General features: G+C 62.9%; 18 protein-coding genes. 7 read left to right on the forward strand and 11 right to left on the reverse strand.

Annotated features, from left to right (window positions below):
* Window positions 1-3 precede the first annotated feature (3 nt).
* Window positions 4-447, forward strand: a complete 444-nt coding sequence (locus YH3_RS02320) for an SRPBCC family protein (protein WP_003943564.1) — start codon at window positions 4-6, stop codon at window positions 445-447.
* Window positions 448-508: 61 nt separating this feature from the next.
* Here YH3_RS02320 and YH3_RS02325 read toward each other — a convergent pair whose 3' ends face one another.
* Window positions 509-1,465, reverse strand: coding sequence for a proline dehydrogenase family protein (locus YH3_RS02325; protein WP_064442922.1), 957 nt, complete (start codon window positions 1,463-1,465; stop codon window positions 509-511).
* Between the two features lie 115 nt (window positions 1,466-1,580).
* Here YH3_RS02325 and YH3_RS36520 point away from each other — a divergent pair, with 115 nt between their 5' ends.
* On the forward strand, window positions 1,581-1,985 hold the full coding sequence (locus tag YH3_RS36520) for a hypothetical protein (protein ID WP_231782786.1): 405 nt from the start codon (window positions 1,581-1,583) through the stop codon (window positions 1,983-1,985).
* A 9-nt stretch (window positions 1,986-1,994) separates the two neighbouring features.
* Here YH3_RS36520 and YH3_RS02340 read toward each other — a convergent pair whose 3' ends face one another.
* The 4 genes from YH3_RS02340 to YH3_RS02355 form a co-directional block, all read right to left on the reverse strand.
* Window positions 1,995-2,810 carry a siderophore-interacting protein gene (locus tag YH3_RS02340; RefSeq protein WP_064442923.1) on the reverse strand — a complete coding sequence of 272 codons (816 nt, stop codon included), beginning with the start codon at window positions 2,808-2,810 and terminating at the stop codon, window positions 1,995-1,997.
* A gap of 144 nt (window positions 2,811-2,954) precedes the next feature.
* A complete protein-coding gene (locus YH3_RS02345) occupies window positions 2,955-4,193 on the reverse strand; it encodes an HNH endonuclease signature motif containing protein (RefSeq protein WP_064442924.1) in 1,239 nt (412 codons plus the stop codon).
* Window positions 4,194-4,285: 92 nt separating this feature from the next.
* The gene (locus YH3_RS02350; RefSeq protein WP_003943536.1) at window positions 4,286-4,903 is read right to left on the reverse strand and encodes a response regulator transcription factor; all 618 of its coding nucleotides are present in this window, start codon (window positions 4,901-4,903) and stop codon (window positions 4,286-4,288) included.
* The gene (locus YH3_RS02355) at window positions 4,900-6,102 is read right to left on the reverse strand and encodes a sensor histidine kinase (protein ID WP_042453291.1); all 1,203 of its coding nucleotides are present in this window, start codon (window positions 6,100-6,102) and stop codon (window positions 4,900-4,902) included. Before YH3_RS02355 ends, YH3_RS02350 begins: the two co-directional genes overlap by 4 nt.
* A gap of 114 nt (window positions 6,103-6,216) precedes the next feature.
* On the opposite strand from YH3_RS02355, the gene YH3_RS02360 reads away from it, so the two are divergent.
* The 3 genes from YH3_RS02360 (at window position 6,217) to YH3_RS02370 (ending at window position 8,552) form a co-directional block, all read left to right on the forward strand.
* A complete protein-coding gene (locus YH3_RS02360; RefSeq protein WP_030535886.1) occupies window positions 6,217-7,263 on the forward strand; it encodes an ABC transporter permease in 1,047 nt (348 codons plus the stop codon).
* Window positions 7,260-8,000 carry an ABC transporter ATP-binding protein gene (locus tag YH3_RS02365; protein WP_003943539.1) on the forward strand — a complete coding sequence of 247 codons (741 nt, stop codon included), beginning with the start codon at window positions 7,260-7,262 and terminating at the stop codon, window positions 7,998-8,000. The genes YH3_RS02360 and YH3_RS02365 overlap by 4 nt, the downstream gene beginning before the upstream one ends.
* Window positions 8,001-8,111: 111 nt before the next feature.
* Window positions 8,112-8,552, forward strand: coding sequence for a PAS domain S-box protein (locus tag YH3_RS02370; RefSeq protein WP_003943598.1), 441 nt, complete (start codon window positions 8,112-8,114; stop codon window positions 8,550-8,552).
* A 6-nt stretch (window positions 8,553-8,558) separates the two neighbouring features.
* Here the strand turns inward: YH3_RS02370 and YH3_RS02375 are convergent, their stop codons facing one another.
* Window positions 8,559-9,185, reverse strand: coding sequence for a TetR/AcrR family transcriptional regulator (locus tag YH3_RS02375; protein ID WP_064442925.1), 627 nt, complete (start codon window positions 9,183-9,185; stop codon window positions 8,559-8,561).
* 51 nt (window positions 9,186-9,236) lie between these two features.
* Between YH3_RS02375 and YH3_RS02380 the strand changes: the two genes are divergently transcribed.
* On the forward strand, window positions 9,237-10,208 hold the full coding sequence (locus YH3_RS02380) for a sugar nucleotide-binding protein (protein WP_064442926.1): 972 nt from the start codon (window positions 9,237-9,239) through the stop codon (window positions 10,206-10,208).
* On the opposite strand, the gene YH3_RS02385 is transcribed toward YH3_RS02380, so the two are convergent.
* From YH3_RS02385 to YH3_RS02405, 5 genes are all read right to left on the reverse strand, one after another.
* A complete protein-coding gene (locus tag YH3_RS02385; RefSeq protein ID WP_064442927.1) occupies window positions 10,155-11,447 on the reverse strand; it encodes a YcaO-like family protein in 1,293 nt (430 codons plus the stop codon). The two genes, YH3_RS02380 and YH3_RS02385, sit on opposite strands and share 54 nt — an antisense overlap.
* Window positions 11,444-12,784: a YcaO-like family protein gene (locus tag YH3_RS02390; RefSeq protein WP_042453284.1), complete on the reverse strand. Its 1,341-nt coding sequence runs from the start codon at window positions 12,782-12,784 to the stop codon at window positions 11,444-11,446. Before YH3_RS02390 ends, YH3_RS02385 begins: the two co-directional genes overlap by 4 nt.
* Window positions 12,777-14,192: a CocE/NonD family hydrolase gene (locus tag YH3_RS02395; RefSeq protein ID WP_238592507.1), complete on the reverse strand. Its 1,416-nt coding sequence runs from the start codon at window positions 14,190-14,192 to the stop codon at window positions 12,777-12,779. The genes YH3_RS02390 and YH3_RS02395 overlap by 8 nt, the downstream gene beginning before the upstream one ends.
* 11 nt (window positions 14,193-14,203) lie before the next feature.
* Window positions 14,204-15,016: a hypothetical protein gene (locus YH3_RS02400; protein ID WP_064442929.1), complete on the reverse strand. Its 813-nt coding sequence runs from the start codon at window positions 15,014-15,016 to the stop codon at window positions 14,204-14,206.
* A gap of 94 nt (window positions 15,017-15,110) precedes the next feature.
* Window positions 15,111-15,299, reverse strand: a complete 189-nt coding sequence (locus YH3_RS02405) for a streptamidine-related RiPP repeat protein (protein ID WP_003943543.1) — start codon at window positions 15,297-15,299, stop codon at window positions 15,111-15,113.
* A 92-nt stretch (window positions 15,300-15,391) separates the two neighbouring features.
* Here YH3_RS02405 and YH3_RS02410 point away from each other — a divergent pair, with 92 nt between their 5' ends.
* Window positions 15,392-16,651 carry an MFS transporter gene (locus tag YH3_RS02410; protein ID WP_064442930.1) on the forward strand — a complete coding sequence of 420 codons (1,260 nt, stop codon included), beginning with the start codon at window positions 15,392-15,394 and terminating at the stop codon, window positions 16,649-16,651.
* Window positions 16,652-16,653 lie beyond the last annotated feature (2 nt).

The following is a 16,653-nucleotide window of genomic DNA, read 5'->3' on the forward strand; positions in this document are numbered from 1 at the left end:
CGGGTGGAAACCGCCAGCGCGTACATCGAGGCAACGCCGGTATCGGTGTGGAAGGTTGTCAGCGACATCGAAGGTATGGGTCGCTTCAGTCCTGAAAACACCGGTGGAACATGGACTTCCGGAACTCCGGGCACTGTGGGTGCAAAGTTCAAGGGCACCAACAAGCATGGTCTGATTCGGTGGAGCACGCACTGCACGGTGGTCGACGTGGTCGACTGCCGGAGGTTCTCCTTCGAATCGGACGAGCCGAAAGCGCGGTGGACCTTTGTGCTCGAGCCTTCGGGAACGGGCACCGTGCTTACCGAGACTCGTGAGATCTATGCGACGCCAGCGCTTTACGTGCGCATGATGTCGGGTAGCGGCCTACTCGGTCGGGGTCGAGATCAGCTGATGCAGACCGGAATGGAAACCACCCTGGCGCGCATCAAGGCGTTTCTGGAGAGCTAGAAACTGACACAAGTGGGGCTGCACTCGATTCGAGTGCGGCCCCACTTCTGTTGTTGGAGATCTAGTTTGCAGTGCTGATGAGCGCAGCGTCGATGAGCGCGGTGTAGACACGCTCCGGTTCTTCGGCGATGCGATTGAGTACGTACAGCCACCACTGTGTTCCGAAGATGACGTATTCGCGTGTGGTGAAGCCTGCTCCTCGGAGTGCGTCCAGTTGCTCGGTGCCGAGGCCGAGCAGCATCTCGAACTCGACGTGCTCGCCTCTGAGCTTCGAATCATGCTCGGCGCGTAGTGCTTCGAGGATGTCGCGGTCATGTGTCGCGATGGAGACCTGGTGACCCGAGTTGACGATCCGGGCTGCGTAGTCGAGATACGCGCTGCGCAGTTCGGCACTACCGCGTGGGTAGGCGACGGACTCGGCTTCGAGGAAGGCGCCCTTCACGAGACGGATGCGACCGGGTCGGTTCAGCAGAGCGGCGAGATCCTTTGCCGTGCGGTGCAGTCGGGCCTGAATGGTGATCCCCACGTGAGTGAACCGCTCGGCCAGTCGCGCGTGCATGTCGAGGACCAGGTCGGTGCGGTCGGACGCCTCGGCAGAGATGATCAGCTCGGCACCTGCGCGTTCCGTGGTCTCGGCCAGGCGCACGACATTGCGAAAGCACTGCTCCGGATCGATGACCAAGCCGATGTGCGAGAGGTCGAACGACACGGTGCTGTCGACGCCCGACGTTCCGATCCGTTCCGCCAATTCCACGAACACATCGGTTTCGGCGTTCGCGAGTTCGGGATCCCGGACGCTTTCCCCGGTGTATTCGATGCTCGCCTTGTGTCCTCGCGCGAAGATCGAGGGGAGTCGGTCGAAAGCGTCGTCGATGGTTTCGCCGCCGATGTAGCGAGCGGCGACTTTCCGTGCGAGTGCTGCCGTCGCGGCGTCCGCCATGGTGCGTTCTTTCAGGGATTCGTCGAGTGCGAGGCGGCGTAGGACGTCCGCGGCCTGGGCTTGTAGATCCGTGTTCACGGCTTCAGCGTATCCGGACGAGGGTGCGGGAATTATTCTACGAACCCTTGCGTTCGATCTATTGTCGATATATCGTCGATACGTCAAACAAACACAGACAGTCCAGGAGGACAACATGTACGCCCCACACAACAACCCAGAAATGCAAGAACGTCGCGAGCATGGCCGCCGAGGCCCGCATCGTGGACACGGTTTCCGTCGAGGATTCGAGGGCGAGCGACCCGAGGGTCGCTTCGAAGACCGAGCAGAAGGACGCCCCGAAGGCCGGCGCGGTCGACTTGACCAGCGCGGACACGGTCGGCCGGGTTTCGGTGAAGCCGGCGCAGCGCTCCGTCCCGCGATGGGCCTACTCCGAGGTGCCGCTGTCGCGGTAGCCGCAGGTGGGACCGCTGAGCAGGTAGCCAAGGCCGAGGCAATTCTCGCCGAGGCACGGCGAGCACTGTTCGAGATGCTGGCGGAAAAGTCGGCTGACGCGCAGCAGGCTCACACAGAATCTACCGACACGCTGCCGGCAGAGTGATCACGGCGCTCAGGCGCCGACGGTGACTTCCTCGCTGTTCATGCCGGAAACGTGGCCGTCGGCGCCCTCTCGCCAGTACCCGACAACATTGTGCTTGTCGCGAGCAATTCCTCGAACTTCCCTCAGGTGCTTGCGAATACGACGGCTGGTTGCGCTTTCGCACGCCACCCACGCGTAGACGTCGGCCGTTTCGGATTCGGGAAACTCGACCTTCTCCACAGCTTCGAACAGCGCGCTCGGCGCCTTTCCGAGGCCACTCCCCACGAGCCACGTGTACGTGACGTCGCCGCGAGTGACAAATTCCTGTCGATCCTCTTCGGTTTCGACCTCGATGATCGCCTGTGCGACATCGCCTTCACGAAGTTCTTCGACAATCCTGCCCAGTCCGGGGAGACCCGTGGCGTCTGCGACCAGCAGCTGCCAGCGAGGACCCGCCGGTGCTTGGTAGTGGGACCGCGAACTGTCCGACCAGAAGACGCCTAGTAGGTGACCTGGTTCGGCCCGCAGGGCCCAATCCGCTGCAATACCGCCAGGGTGCACGACGAAGTCGATGTCCAGACGTCGGCCGCCGTCGTGCACCTTGCGCACGGTGTAGTGCCGCCACGGTGGCTCGGTTCCGAGATCGGCCTTGCCGTAGTCGGGATTGTTGAAGTAGTCGTATTCTGCTTCTTTTTCACCGGGTTTCGGGAACGCGAGGTCGATGCGCTCGTCGCCTTGTCCGCCGGTCGGCCAGTGCCAGTCGCCTTCTGCCTCGATGCTGATTCGCCGCATGTGCGGGGTCAGGGACGTGACGGTGACAACGCGGGCGGGTTCGCAGAAAGACATGCCTCGACCCTATGGGTCCGGCGTGTCGAAGTGGAGACAGATGCTGTCGCAAGACGGACATCGAGCGCAGCCGAAAAGGCCAGCGTATGCCCCGGGGCATGATTCTTCCCCGGTGCACACGCTGGCCTTTTCAGTTATGTCGGTTCACGCCGCTGTCGGTGGGCTGTTCCCGCCGATCGGCTGTTGATACGGATCGATCGACATGGGTGGGTAGAACACTGTTTTTCGGTCGGGACCGATCTCCACCCGCCACTCCGTGTGGTGCATCGTCCGGTGGTGATGACCGCACAACAAGATCAGATTGTCGAGATCCGTTGGGCCACCATCGTTCCAGTGAACAATATGATGGGCATCGCACCACCCCGACGGTGTCCCGCACCCCGGAAACGCACCCCCACCATCACGAACCGCCAACGCCCGCCGCTGCGGCACCGTCGCCGTTCTCGCTTCCTTACCGCAGTCGAGCGGAACACCATTCTCATCCAACAAAATTCGCGTGACCGTGCAGTCGCACGCCAACATCCGGGCAGTATCGATACTGATCGGACCTACCCAATCCGCCCACGCGAACCCCAGTTCCTGAGTCGACGGCAGTAGATCCTTCAAGGCTTTGAGGTCCGTCATGTCTTTCGCCGACGCAGTCACCGTGATGTGCGGTTTCACTCCGCCCTCGATCGGACCCAACCCCGCCCGCTCATACCGTCGCAACAACTCGCAGAACCCATCCGCCCGCCGTAGCGCCGGAGTACGGGTGTCCTTCACGCCGTCCTTCTCCGGCGTCGGCGCCGACAGGCTCGACAGCAACGTGATCAGACGGGCCCCATTCACAGCATCCAAGTCACCCTTCACAGTGACCCGCCCGTACAAACCTTTCGACGCGTAGAACTCGTTACGCTCGGAATCCTCGCCGACCGGAACGCCGTCCTCGCGTTTGCCGTACTGCTTCTCGATCCGCCGGATCGCCGCCCGCACCGCATCACAATCGGCAATGTTCTTCGACGCCAGGCCAAGCAGAATCCCGCGGGCCTTGTCCACATCCGCCGGCGTCATGTTCTTCGGCGGATGCTGACAAAACGACGCCACCTGACGGGCTTTCAACGCATCAACATCCCCGCGGTGAAACGCATCGCCCACAACAGGCTCGAGCAGAAGCAACCGCGCCAACCCGACCAGCAGACTGCACTCACCGATCTCCAGATTCGTCGAACCATGCAACCACTGCGCGATCACCCGAAAACCCTTCCCCCCGAAAACCTCACGGGAAAACATCTCCACGATCAACAACACCATCCGCGACTGCAACTCGTGCCGGACACGCACCAGATCCAGAACCTCCCCCTTGAGGCCCTCACCATCCAACTGCCACGCATCCCGACTGTCCATGCTCAAAGTTTAATCGAACAAAATTTCGAACACAAGAGAATCGCAGGCGAAAATTGCTGCTGTCCAGCTACTTTCGACAATTCGGGCAAATGTCAGATTGAACCCAACTCACGCGCACGAGCTACCGCCGACGTCCGCGACTTCACTCCCAACTTGCCGAAGATGTGGACCAGGTGCGATTTGACCGTGGTCTCGCTCAGGAACAGTTCTTTGCCGATCTCTCGGTTGGAGCGACCCGCCGCCACCAACTTCAGAACTTCGATTTCCCTTGGGCTGAGGCTGGTTTCGGGTTTGCGTACCCGAGTCATGAGCTTCGACGCGATGGCGGGGGAGAGAACGCTGTCCCCGCTCGCAGCGGCGCGGACGGCTGACAGCAACTCGACCGGTGGTGTGTCCTTGAGTAGGTACCCGCTGGCCCCGGCCTCGACAGCGCTCAAGATGTCTGCATCCGTGTCGTAGTTGGTCACGACGAGTACGTGCGGCGGATTCGGAAGCGCGCACACCGCGCGGGTGGCGTCGACGCCCGTCTTCCCGGGGCCGAATCGCAGGTCCATGAGCACGAGGTCGACCGGCGTGGTGGCGCAGAAGGCTATGGCTTCCTCGGCGGTGCCCGCTTCGCCGACTACCTCGATGTCGGCTTCGCTTTCGAGCAGCGCTCGTAGCCCGGCGCGCACGATCGCGTGATCGTCGGCGAGCAGCAGGCGGATCACGGTTCGCCGACTTCGAGAGGAAACGTCACTGCGACGGCCGTGTGTCCCGGCTCGGACTCGATGGAGAAGATCCCGCCCTGCAGTTCGACGCGCCGGCGAATTGCATTGAGGCCGAAAGATTCCGCCGGGCCACGTTCGAGAACTGCCACGTCGAAGCCGCGACCGTTGTCGACCACGTCGAGGCTGACGGTGTCGTCGGAATAGGTCAGTGTCACAGCCATTCTGGTTGCATCGGCATGGCGGAGAACATTGGACACCGCGCCCTGAGCGATGCGCACCAATGTTGCTTCGAGGGGCATCGGCAGCCGCACTGCCTCGCCTTCGACGACGGAGCGCGCTTCCAGTTCAGGACTGCTCGCGCGTTCGCAGATTCGACGAAGCGCGTCGGCGAGCGACTGACCGTCCAAGGCCGCGGGCGTCAATTCGGCTATGAGTTGGCGGGTTTCGGCAAGACTGTCCGCGGCAGTTTCCCGTGCGAGGCTGATCTGACGGATGGCCGGGCTGTCCGGATCGGCGCGTTCGGCAGCGTGAAGGAGCATCTGGATGCTCGAAAGTCCCTGGGCCACGGTGTCGTGAATCTCGGCGGCGAGTCTTTCACGTTCCGCGAATTTTCCGGCATCGCGAGACGTCGACGCCAATTCTTCACGAGTATTCATCAACTCGTCGATGAGACGACCGCGCTCGGCTGCCTCGCGGTACAGCGCTTGATATCCGAGGCCGATTGCAACCGCTACGGCAGCGCCGATGATCGGGCCGACGGCGCCGGCAATCGTCCATCCACGATGCAGGCCGGTGCCGACCACGGCGACAGCCGTTGCCGCGGTGACGGCGAGAAGACTCCAGGGGCGTCGCAGAATATGGAGATAGAGGAAGAAGAGTCCGAACGCGAGGTAGGCGGCGTCGGCGGATACCGCCATCGTCGCGATCCAGACGAGGGTCAGCACGGCCAGCCACCAGCGGGCAGCGTTGCCGCGCAGCCTTTTGGCGACCCCGAAAAGATAGACGGCAACAAAGATCACGGCCAACGCGATGATTGTTGCGGTCAGGTCGGATTCGTCGATCAGCGCTCGAAGAAACACCACACCGGCCAGCGCCATGACAAGGACATGCAGGCCCAGTTGTAGGCCGGCGAAGACAGGCGTGAGCGGAGATCGGTGCATCTCGCCCAGCTTAGCGAGGTTCGGGCCTGGTTCATCCATCAAAAGTTGTAAACCGGGATGGTTCTTTCGAGCGCTGGAATGTCGATCCGAGGTGCGATGGAAAGAGTCTGCATCCGCGAGAGCGTAGAGGCAAGCACAGGAAAGGAATTCACAGTGTTTGTCGCAATGAGGGACTTACGGGCAGCGCGAGGTCGTTTCGCGCTGATCTCCGTCGTGGTTCTGTTGGTTGCACTTCTGGTCAGTTTTCTCAGCGGGTTGACTGCAGGACTTCGCCATCAGAACGTGTCGGCCATCGAGGCCATGAATGCCGACACGGTGGTGTTCGCCGACACCGGAGCCGGGGCGTCGTTCGACGAGTCGGCGCTCACGCAGGACCAGGTCAACGCTTGGACCTCCACGTCAAAGGACGTCGATCCCATCGGAATCGGTCGCGGGAAAGCGGGATTGGCCGACGGAAATCAGAAGTCGGTGGCCCTGTTCGGCGCTGATGGCGGTTTCGGTGACGTGACGCCGTCGGCGTCAGGCACGGTGGTGTTGAGCGAAGGTGCCGCCCGCGATCTGGGGGCGGGCGCCGGCGATCAGGTGAGTGTCGGTACGAAGCAGTTCACCGTCAGCGCCGTTCGCGGTGACGACTGGTACAGCCATTCGCCCGTCGTCTGGATGACGCTCGACGACTGGCAGGCGGCCAATCCACGCGGCGGAGTTGCGACAGTACTGGCTGTCACCGGAGCCTCCGACGCTTCCGCAACGGACAAGGCGGCTGCGACGACGTCGACGACGGTCAGCGGTTCGCTCGACGCGATCGGTTCGTACAAGTCGGAGAACGGGTCGTTGACGTTGATGACGCTCATGTTGTTCGCGATCTCAGCCTTGGTGATCGGTGCGTTCTTCACGGTGTGGACGATCCAGCGAACTCCGGACATCGCGACGCTGAAAGCGCTCGGTGCGACTACCGGTTCGCTGGTGCGCGACGCACTGGGTCAGGCGCTCATCGTTCTGATTGCCGGTGTCACCGTCGGAATCGGGCTGACGGCCGTGGCCGGATCGCTGATCGGTGACGCCATGCCGTTTGTCCTGGACGCATCCACCACCGTCGTACCTGCCGTGGCATTGATCGGGCTCGGTCTGCTCGGCGCGGCCTTTGCACTTCGATTCCTCTCGACCACCGATCCACTCACAGCATTGGGGAGCGCACGATGACCATGACAACCGGCACCACAGTTCTCGACATCCAGAACGTCGATCTGACGTTTCCCGATGGGCAATCGCGGGTGACGGCGCTGGACGACGTGTCTCTGCGACTGCACCGCGGCGAGATCGCCGCGATCACCGGGCCCTCGGGTTCGGGCAAGTCCAGCCTGTTGGCGGTGGCGTCGACGCTGATCCGTCCGGATTCCGGGCACGTCTATCTCCGGACGCCGGAAGGCAGCACCGACATCGCTGCGCTGAGTCGGCGGGCGGCGTCGGAGCTGCGACGCTCGTCGATCGGCATCGTCTTCCAACAGTCGAACCTGGTGTCTTCGCTGACTGCACTGGAGCAGCTCGAGGTGATGGCGCATCTGGGGCAGTCCGTGTTCACGTCACGGGCCCGTCGCAAGGCCGTGAAATCAAAAGCGATGGATTTGCTGGACGCTGTCGGGCTCGCGGATCAGAGCGGAAAACGGCCGTCCCAGCTGTCGGGCGGGCAGCGACAGCGCGTCAATCTCGCGCGAGCATTGATGAACGATCCGCAGCTTCTCGTGGTCGACGAGCCCACGAGTGCGCTCGATCAGGAGCGCGGTGCCGCTGTCATGGATCTGATCATCGGGGTGGTGCGGGAACGCGAGGCGGCAACCCTTCTCGTGACACACGACCGAAGTCACCTGTCTCGGATGGATACTGTCTATCGTGTTGTTGACGGTTCCTTGGCGGAGGATCAGGAGGCGCTCGCGGCGTGACTCAGGCGGGCACGATTCGGGCATTCGTCACTGCATCCGGGCGGGAAGTCAACCCGCGATTTGCTGGGCAGTTAGACTGTTGTCGACTCGGGCAACTTGAGAGGACGTGTTATGGAACGCCGCCGCAACGTTGCGCAGCCGCCACAATCGCCGATTGCGGATCTGGAGCAGATGCCTGCCCTGATTCTCCTCGACAGGCTTCCGGTGCCGGTCATGGCCGTTCACCGCGATGGCAGCATCGTTTTTGCCAACCCGTCTTTCGCTGACATGCTGGGATATCCCAAGAAGGCCGTCTCGGCGTTGCGTTTGCAGGACATCCTCTACGACAAGGATGCCGACGACGTCAGTGCAGAGCAGGCCCATCGTGAACTGAGTTCCGAGCCGGGCTCGGTCAAGGAGTTCGTGCACTCCGACTCCACGTTGGTGCGCGCGACGGTCAGCCAGTCTCTGCTCCGACGGGACGACGACACGATCACCCTTGCCGTCCTCCACGATCTGACGGAGCGTCTGTGGAACAACCCACGGCACATCGACGACAAGCCCACCAAGTAATCCCAGCTACTTCCGGGATTTGACGGTTCGGTCCAGGCCGAGGGTGGCGGCAAGGGTGTTGACCACCCATTCTTCGTACTGTTGGCCGGTCCAACCCGCGCCGACCACGAGGTCTGTGTAGGTCTCGGGACTGAGCAGCGTGAGTGCGACGTTCACGGCTGTTTCGAGGTCGACGGTTGGCGCTTTTTCGACGATGCCGACCATCAGATGTTCCTGCACCGTGCGTCTCTGAGTGCGGTTGATTTGCCACAGACGGGCGGCGTCCTCGTCGGCGGAAGCGGCGGCCCGCAGTGCCAGCAGGATGTCTGCGGTGCGTTCCAGAATGAGCCGTCCGTGGTGAACCTGAATCCGGAGTTGCCCGAGTGGATGTGGGGCGCCGAGTGCTGCCGCCACCCACGGACGGTCGAGAGTTGCCGTCCTTTCCTCGTCGCCCGCAACGGCCACGTCGAGTAGTGCTGACAGCACGCTCGGCTTGTTGCCGAACACGAAATAGACACTCTGCACCGACACGCCCGCCGCCGCGGCAAGCTGCTTGATCGTGGCGGCCGCGTAGCCGGGATCGACAAAAACCTCACGCGCTGCCTCGATGATCTTGCGCCGCGCCGACGTGTCTTCCCGAAGAACCTCAGTCATGATTAGAGTCTAACTCTAGAGTCGAACTCTAGCGACTCGGGAGGCGAAGTAATGACGAAGGTTCTTGTACTCGGTGGCTACGGTGCCGTCGGGATTCCCCTGATGAAACAACTCGCGAAGGTCCCCGAAATCTCCGCGTACTCCGCCGGCCGTGACCCTGCCCGCGCGGACGTCGTCGTTGATCTTAAAGAACCAGGCGCGTATTCGACTGTGGTTCGAGACTTCGATGTCGTGGTGAATGCGTCGGGTTTCGAGGATGTTCGCCTGGCCGACGAAGCGGTACGCGGTGGGGCGGCATTCGTCGACGTCACGGCAACCTCGAACTACTGCGAAGAATTGGAAGCGGTCGACGGACCCGTTCTGATGGGCGTCGGGTTAGCGCCGGGATTGACCAGTGTCCTTGCAACCGAGGCGCATCGACTCGGCGACGGACCCGTCGACATCCTGATCGGCCTCGGCGGTGGAGAACTACACGGGCCGGCCGCAACGGCGTGGACGTACGGGATGTTGGGCACGAGGTTTCCTGATCCCGACGGACGATCGGTCCGCAACTACACCGGGATGAAGACGTTTCGAATACCGGCCGATGTGACCGGCTACCGCACCGGTCCTGCTGTGCGGGCCGACTTTTCGGACCAGCATGCGTTGACGCGAGACCTCGGTGTTCCGGTCAGGACGTACCTGCGATTGGACACGTCCACCGCGACGCTCGGACTTGCGGCCATGACGTGGGCACCCGCGCTACAGAAGGTCGTGCCGAAGAAGCTGTGGGGCTCGGATCGTTGGGTAGCGATGGCCCGAGCGGATACCGGCCCGGCGCTGTGGGTTTCGGGGCGTAGCCAGTCGGTCGCGACGGCAGCTATCGCCGCGCGCGCCGTGCAGGTGATTCGGGATGCCGCAATCTCGAAGCCGACGTGGTTCCACGCGGTGGAAACCACCGAGTCGTTGCAAGCGGCGGTTCCCGAACTGTCAGTGCGGCAATGGGATGGTGCGAGCCGATCGTCCGGCAAGACTGTCCACTAGTCGGGGCGAGCCGAGAAACGGCAATCCGGCGGCCGCATTGGTGAGACAACCGGGTACGACGACGCGGACGACGTGCAGGCCGGCGTGGAGAACATCAGTTGTGGTGAGATCGACCCATGCCGGCCGGAAACCGGCTGCCGTCAGAGCGCTTTCGGTGCCGGCGGCTGATGTCAGAGAGTCGAGTCCCACCTCGCCGACGACGGCACCGACCAGCTCACTCTCGAATCGTGCTTGGATCTCCGGGTCCAGGTGAAGTTGCAAGTGGCATCCGTAGTCCATGACGTCGGCAAAATCCGATCGGTAGGCGCCTGCATAGCTTCGGTCAGCTCGCCAAGGCGCAAGCGGACTGGTCGGGGAGGCCGCGGCTCGACCGATGCCGCTCTGCGGGTTGTCGTAGTCGGCGGAAAGCAGCTGCAGCTGAAGCGCTTCGCCGAGTGACTTGAACGCAGCGGTCTGGGCGTCTTCGTGGCAGGCGGTACCGATGGTCGAGTATCCGGTGAGTCCGTCGTGGATGAGGGCGCCGAGCACCGGGATCCCGAAATCGCTGTCGAATGACAACCACCTGGTCGAGAGGGTGCCGTGATTCCCCAGTCGCCGAAGCACCTCGGGAATGCCGGTGACGACCCGAACACCACGCCGCCCGGTCCAGGACAGCGTCATCGCGTCTCGTTCGACTATCTCGCGCAAGGCATTGTCGATTGCGAACTTCACCGAGGGTCCGGCGGCGAGACCCGCCTGAGCTACCGGAGAGATCGCCGGACCCGTCCGGGCGACGAAATGAGGATACGAACCCCAGACGAGTTCGGCCGGTACCCAGATATCCGAACCCATGATCAGGTCGGCTCCGCGAGTCCAGTCCATCTCCAGATCGTCGGTTGGTTCGACGAACGGGAACTGTGGCCGCGCGCACTGGGCGGCGTCGAAACGCGCGAGTTGTGACAGGTCGATGCTTGCTCCGATCAAGGCATCGGCCGACCCGCGGACGATCGGTTTGGCGACGATGTTGCCGCAATATCGTTCCACCGCTTCGCCTATCGCAGCTGCGGTAGGCCGCGCACGGTCACCCAGATCGAAGCAATATCCGGCGCCGGCCGAGTCACTGGACCAGGGTGAAAAGCGTGCTGAATCACTGACATACGAGTGAATCAGCTTGAACTCGGGCGGAAAGTGCTGGGGAACAACGGCGTCGACCAGCTCTCGAATGATCCCAGTTCGGCGGTCGACGAGCGAAGATGTCATGCGAGGGGGACCGGCAGATGCAGATGGGTGGTCGATGCGCTGGTCAATCTGCTACCTCCAAGAAGGGGAAAGGCTGCCGGGGCGTTGTTGTACAGGCCCGGAGTCAGGATGCGGACGACGTGCAACCCGGCAATCGAGATGTCGCCGGTGGTGAGATCGACGGAAATCGGCTGGTGTCCCCGTGACATCAGAAGCGCTACGAGAGAAGCCAGATCCAACGGCGCTTCGTCGGGAATCTCTGATACCGAGAGTGTTTCGGTGTAGTCGAAGAGATGTTCCTCTGCGGCCAGGGCCATCACGGGATCGAGATAAAGTTGGGCGACGGTCGGCAGATCGACGATGTCTTTCCATTGCGGATCGAACTCGTCCCGGTAACGACGGTCGGCCCGAAAGGGTTTGTACAGGTGCGCCGGCAGCGTTCCGTCCGCCACGCTGCGCCAGGTCGGCCCGTCGGGGTCGGCGAGGTCGATCGTGATGGCAAGTACGGCATACGCCTCGACAAGCGCCTTCGAGACTGCCGCCTCCACCGTCGGTCGACAAGCTGTGCCCAGCGCGACCAGTCCACGTCGGTCATCGCGGATCCACGCTGCGGCGACGGGAATGCCGAAGGGGGAGGGAAGCAGCAGCACTCGAACGCTCCGGGTCTGGCTCTCCAGATCCCCGAGTTGGCGGTGCGCAGGCAACCGCTCCCAGTCGGAAAGCTCGATCGCCGGCTGTGACCGGTCCCCGCACCACCACAGCGCGGTGGCATCGCGTTCGAGAAGTTCCAGCAGAGCTGACATCTCGGCCTCGTCGCGTGAGCGTCCCGCTGCGATTCCGGCGTACTGCAACGACGCGATCGGTGGCTCGCAGCGACGGGTGCCTGTGTAGTACCCGAGATAAGTCAGGGCCGCAGGCACGTAGGTGGGCACCTTTTCGTCCATGGTGTGACCCAATGCCCAGCGAATGTTCAGATCAGAGGTGAAGGGAACAAAGGGGAATCCGGGAAGGCGGTACTGATCCTCGCTGTACAACGCAAATTCAGCGGGATCGACGACCCGTGAGCCGGCCAGTTCCAGCGCTGATGCACTGCTGCGGACCAGATCTTCGGGGACCACGTTGCCGCAATATCTTTCGACGGCCTCACCGGTCGCCGCCCCGCGAGCTGCTGCATCGTCGCGTATCGAAGCCCCGAATCCGTAAGGGTCCGCGCGAAACAGTGAACCGCTGCCGCCGAAGTTTCTGGTGTCGGCCACCCTCGCGGCCCAACCGACCCAGCCTGTCGGCATGTCCGAGCGAATGTGTGGTTCCAGTGAGGTCAGCACGCCGCTCCGGGCGTCGACCAGCAAGTCATCCACCGTCAGTTCCTCCGAGTATCGGCAGGGTCAACGACCCGGAAAATGATTGGTGCAGTGCGGTACTGCGTGTTCCTCGATAGCGATCACCGTCTCCGAGATTGCGTGCGAGTCGTGGGAAGTCCGAGCCGGCGATCCGCAGCGTCAAGACATCACCCGCGCGCACAGTGTGCAACACGGGATCCAGATCGATTGTCACCATCGTCGGCTGCACGCTGACGCCCGCGCCCCGTGCGATCGACCTGGTGACTCCAGCGGCATCTACGACGCTCAGCTCGACGATCCAATCGGCTTCGCCCTCGGGCGAGTGCACTTTCAGCTCCACCGATGGTGTTCCGGAGAGTACGGAGTCGTGCTTGATATCGAAAGTCCAGAAAACACAGTCGTTTCGGGCCCTTGAGGCGTCATACAGGAAGGTGTAGGCCGCATCCTTCCGATCTGGTTCGAGACGAACGCGATTCGCACCCGTGACATACGGTTCGCTCGACCAATCGCCTGCACCCCGGTCGAATACCCGATTGATGGTCACGGGCCGCGCCGAGAATATCGATTCCATCCACTCGACCTGAAGGCGGCCGAAACTTGTCTCGCCGACCATTCCAGGGCGGAGGTCGTGCGCCCAGGGGCCCACGATCAAACTCTGCGGCCCGCGCCCAACGGACGTGAAGTGCCGCAGTGTCTCCCGAATCATCGCATCGTCCCAACCGCCGATGTGCAGCCCGGCGATGTCGAGTTCGGAGAGTTCGTCCGCGGACACCAGATCATCGCCACCGAAGTCTTCGCGTTTACGAGCGCGAAGGATCGCCGTCAACCAGCCCGGTGAATCGGAGGTCAGACCAACCTCCTCGATCATCGACTGCACCGGGAGATGTTCCAGCAAAGACGAATCCGAGCGCATCAGGGCAGGGATGAAACCCTCACGAGAGGAAGACGAATCTCCGTGCTCGCCCCACCACGCCAGATGCTCGGCGAGGAGAAGTATCCCCGAGGGATCACGTTTGACGCGGTCGCTTCCGATGGTCGGCACCTTGGAGACGACGCCGTCCACACGAAATGACCGATCGGCGCTGTTGGTCTCGGCAGCAAATGCCCAGGCGGTTCCGGCCGCATACGAAGCCCCGCTTGCGATGACGCACTCCGGTGTCCACGGCTGATCCTGCAGCCACTCGGCCAGGGCGGCGCTGTCCTCGCGCTCGTGGACGTAGGGTTCCCAAGATCCGGTGGAATCGTGCCGTCCGCGTACGTCCTGCGAGATGAATGCAATTCCTCGCAATCGCCATTCGATCCCCTCCGCCAGATGCCATCCACGCCCGTACGGGGTGCGGATCACGATCAGTCCCCGCGGTGAAGAATCCGGTGGGAGAAGCACATCCGTAGCCAACGAAGAACCGTCTGCTGCCGGGATCTTCACGCCGAGTGAGATCACCGGAGCGTCGGCGCGGGTTCGAGAACGCCGCCGGGCAGTGGTAGCACGGGATGGCGAGTCATCATGAGGGTTCGCGGATTCATCCGGATCTGGTGGTGAAGGTGTGATGGCGGTGCGCCATGTACACCAGCCACGACGTCCGAACATGCAAGCGCACTGGCCATTGCGGCTGCGGTGGGTTCAAGTTCGAGCGGGCGAGGTTCGCTGCCGGCGAGGTGATTCCACAGTGCCTGCAGATGATCCGGGACGCGCGACGCGGCAAGCCGTCGACCGCAGACGTCCCGGTAGCTTGCGCTGCCGATACCGTCGAAGAAGGGTCCGATGCAGATCTCACCCAGCTCCGCGTGGACGGTTTGCCACGGTGTTTGGTTTCGTGGGCACCAGGTATCGAGTTCCGACCACTCGTCGTGAGGAGGAGCCCCGGCAACCGACAGTACGAGGTCCGACGACGCAACGTCGTCTTCGATTGGCGCAGTAGTGGATACGACCTCGAGATGCGGAAGAGCCTTGGAGAGCAGGGCGATGCAAGCATCGGCAACGGGCCCGATCCCGTCCATCAGCACACGCTGTGGGCGCGGAATCTCCGGCGCTTGACCCGGAACAACCAGCACGCCGCGAGAGACGAGGGCGTCGGCGATCTCGATAGCTCCCGGGCCGAGCACCGAACCAGAGCGCCTGAGAAAGTTGTCGAGTTCCGCGAGGTCTTCGGCCGGCGCGCCGATCGTGACCGCGTTCTCGTCCGGTGTCAGGTAATGCCAAGTGCCGTCCGGGGTCGGATACAGCTGGTGTCCGTCGGCGAGGGCGTACACGGATCTCCTTGTCGGTGCCCGCACCCGACGAGTCGGATGCGGGCGGGGTCATCGGCAGATCAGACTGTCGAAACAGTCTGGATCAGGGGAGGTTTCAGCTCTGGAAGCTGAACGGGTTGTCGACGAGGGCGTTGGTGCCCACACCCTGCAGGGCGTGTGCGGACGTTGCCTCGGCAACCGGCTCGAAGGTGAACGGGTTGTCGACGAGAGCGTTGGTGCCGACGCCCTGGAGTGCATTGGCCGGAGCCGAGTTGGAGACGCTGTCGAACGAAATGTTGCTCATTGTCATCCCTTCCGTAATGGAAACCATTTCCATTACGATGCCACCGTACGAAAGATCGCCACGGAGAGCAACAGGTACAAGAGAGTGCATACATGAGCGAGACCCCGACGACGGGATCCGTCGAAGCGCAACCACATGTCTTTCGGGACAGATCGTTTCGATTGTTCTTCACGGCTCGTACGATTGCCGTAGCCGGTGCGGCGGTCACCGGAGTGGCCATGCCGATCCTGGTGTTCGACATCAGCCGGTCTCCGTTTCTCACCTCGCTCGCGGCTGCGGGGACGGTTCTGCCGTATCTCGTGTTCGGCTTGTTCGCCGGCGCCGTGGCAGACCGAGTCAACCGGCGGACGGTCATCCTGTGTGCGCAGGCCGTTGCTGCACTTGCTTTGGCGAGTATTCCGGCAGCGCAGGCACTAGGCGTATTGACGGCGTGGCATGCGGTCGGCGTATCGATGTGCATCGGAACGTGTTTCGTGTGGTTCGACGCCGCTGCTTTCGGAGCGCTGCCTGCTCTGGTCGGTCGGCAGAGGATACCGGCGGCCAACAGCGCGCTGTGGACGTCCAGCACGCTGATCGATGTTGTCTTTCCAGCGATAGCCGGCGTGCTTGTGGCCTCGATCGGCCCGGCCTACGCATTGGGTGCTGATGCACTGGCTTACGTACTGGCCGGGCTGGCCATGGCCTCGATCGGAGCCTCGTTTTCGATTACTCCTGCGGCGCCGAAGAAGTCGGGAACCGGAATTGCGCGTGACATACGCGAGGGCCTCAGCTTCCTCTGGCGGTCGCCGCTTCTGCGAGCCTTGACCGGCGTCGGATTCGTCAATTCCCTGACGCAGGGTGCGGTTACGGCGCTCCTGGTGGTGTACGCATCCGAGAGGCTTGGGATTTCGACGTCGAGTGCGATGATCGGCGCCGTGTGGACGGCCGTCTCCGTGGGTGGAGTGGTCGGGGCGCTCGTGCTTCCACGCCTACCGGCGCAGTGGCCGGTCGGGGCGATCACTGTCGGGGCGCTGACCATCGCCCCGGTGGTGCTGTTCGTCGTTGCGACAACCGGCAACGCCGGCGCCGCGATCACGGCGCTCGTCGTCTACTCCGGCTGTGCGACCGTCACCATCCTCAATGGCATCGGTGCACGTCAGCGCCTGACTCCGGATCGTCTGCAGGGGCGCGTGAACACCACGGCGAGGATGGTCGCCTGGGGTGGTTCGCCGGTCGGCGCCTTGATTGCCGGGGCAATCGCAGGACGCTGGGACATCGGCACCGCCTACCTCGTTGCGTGCATCTTTGCGCTGGTCGGGGCGCTCTTCGCGTGGGCGAGCGCGCTGCGGACCGACCCTTATCCGCACAAATGAGC

Source organism: Rhodococcus sp. YH3-3 (genome assembly GCF_001653035.1).
Classification (GTDB): Bacteria; Actinomycetota; Actinomycetes; order Mycobacteriales; family Mycobacteriaceae; genus Rhodococcus_F; species Rhodococcus_F qingshengii.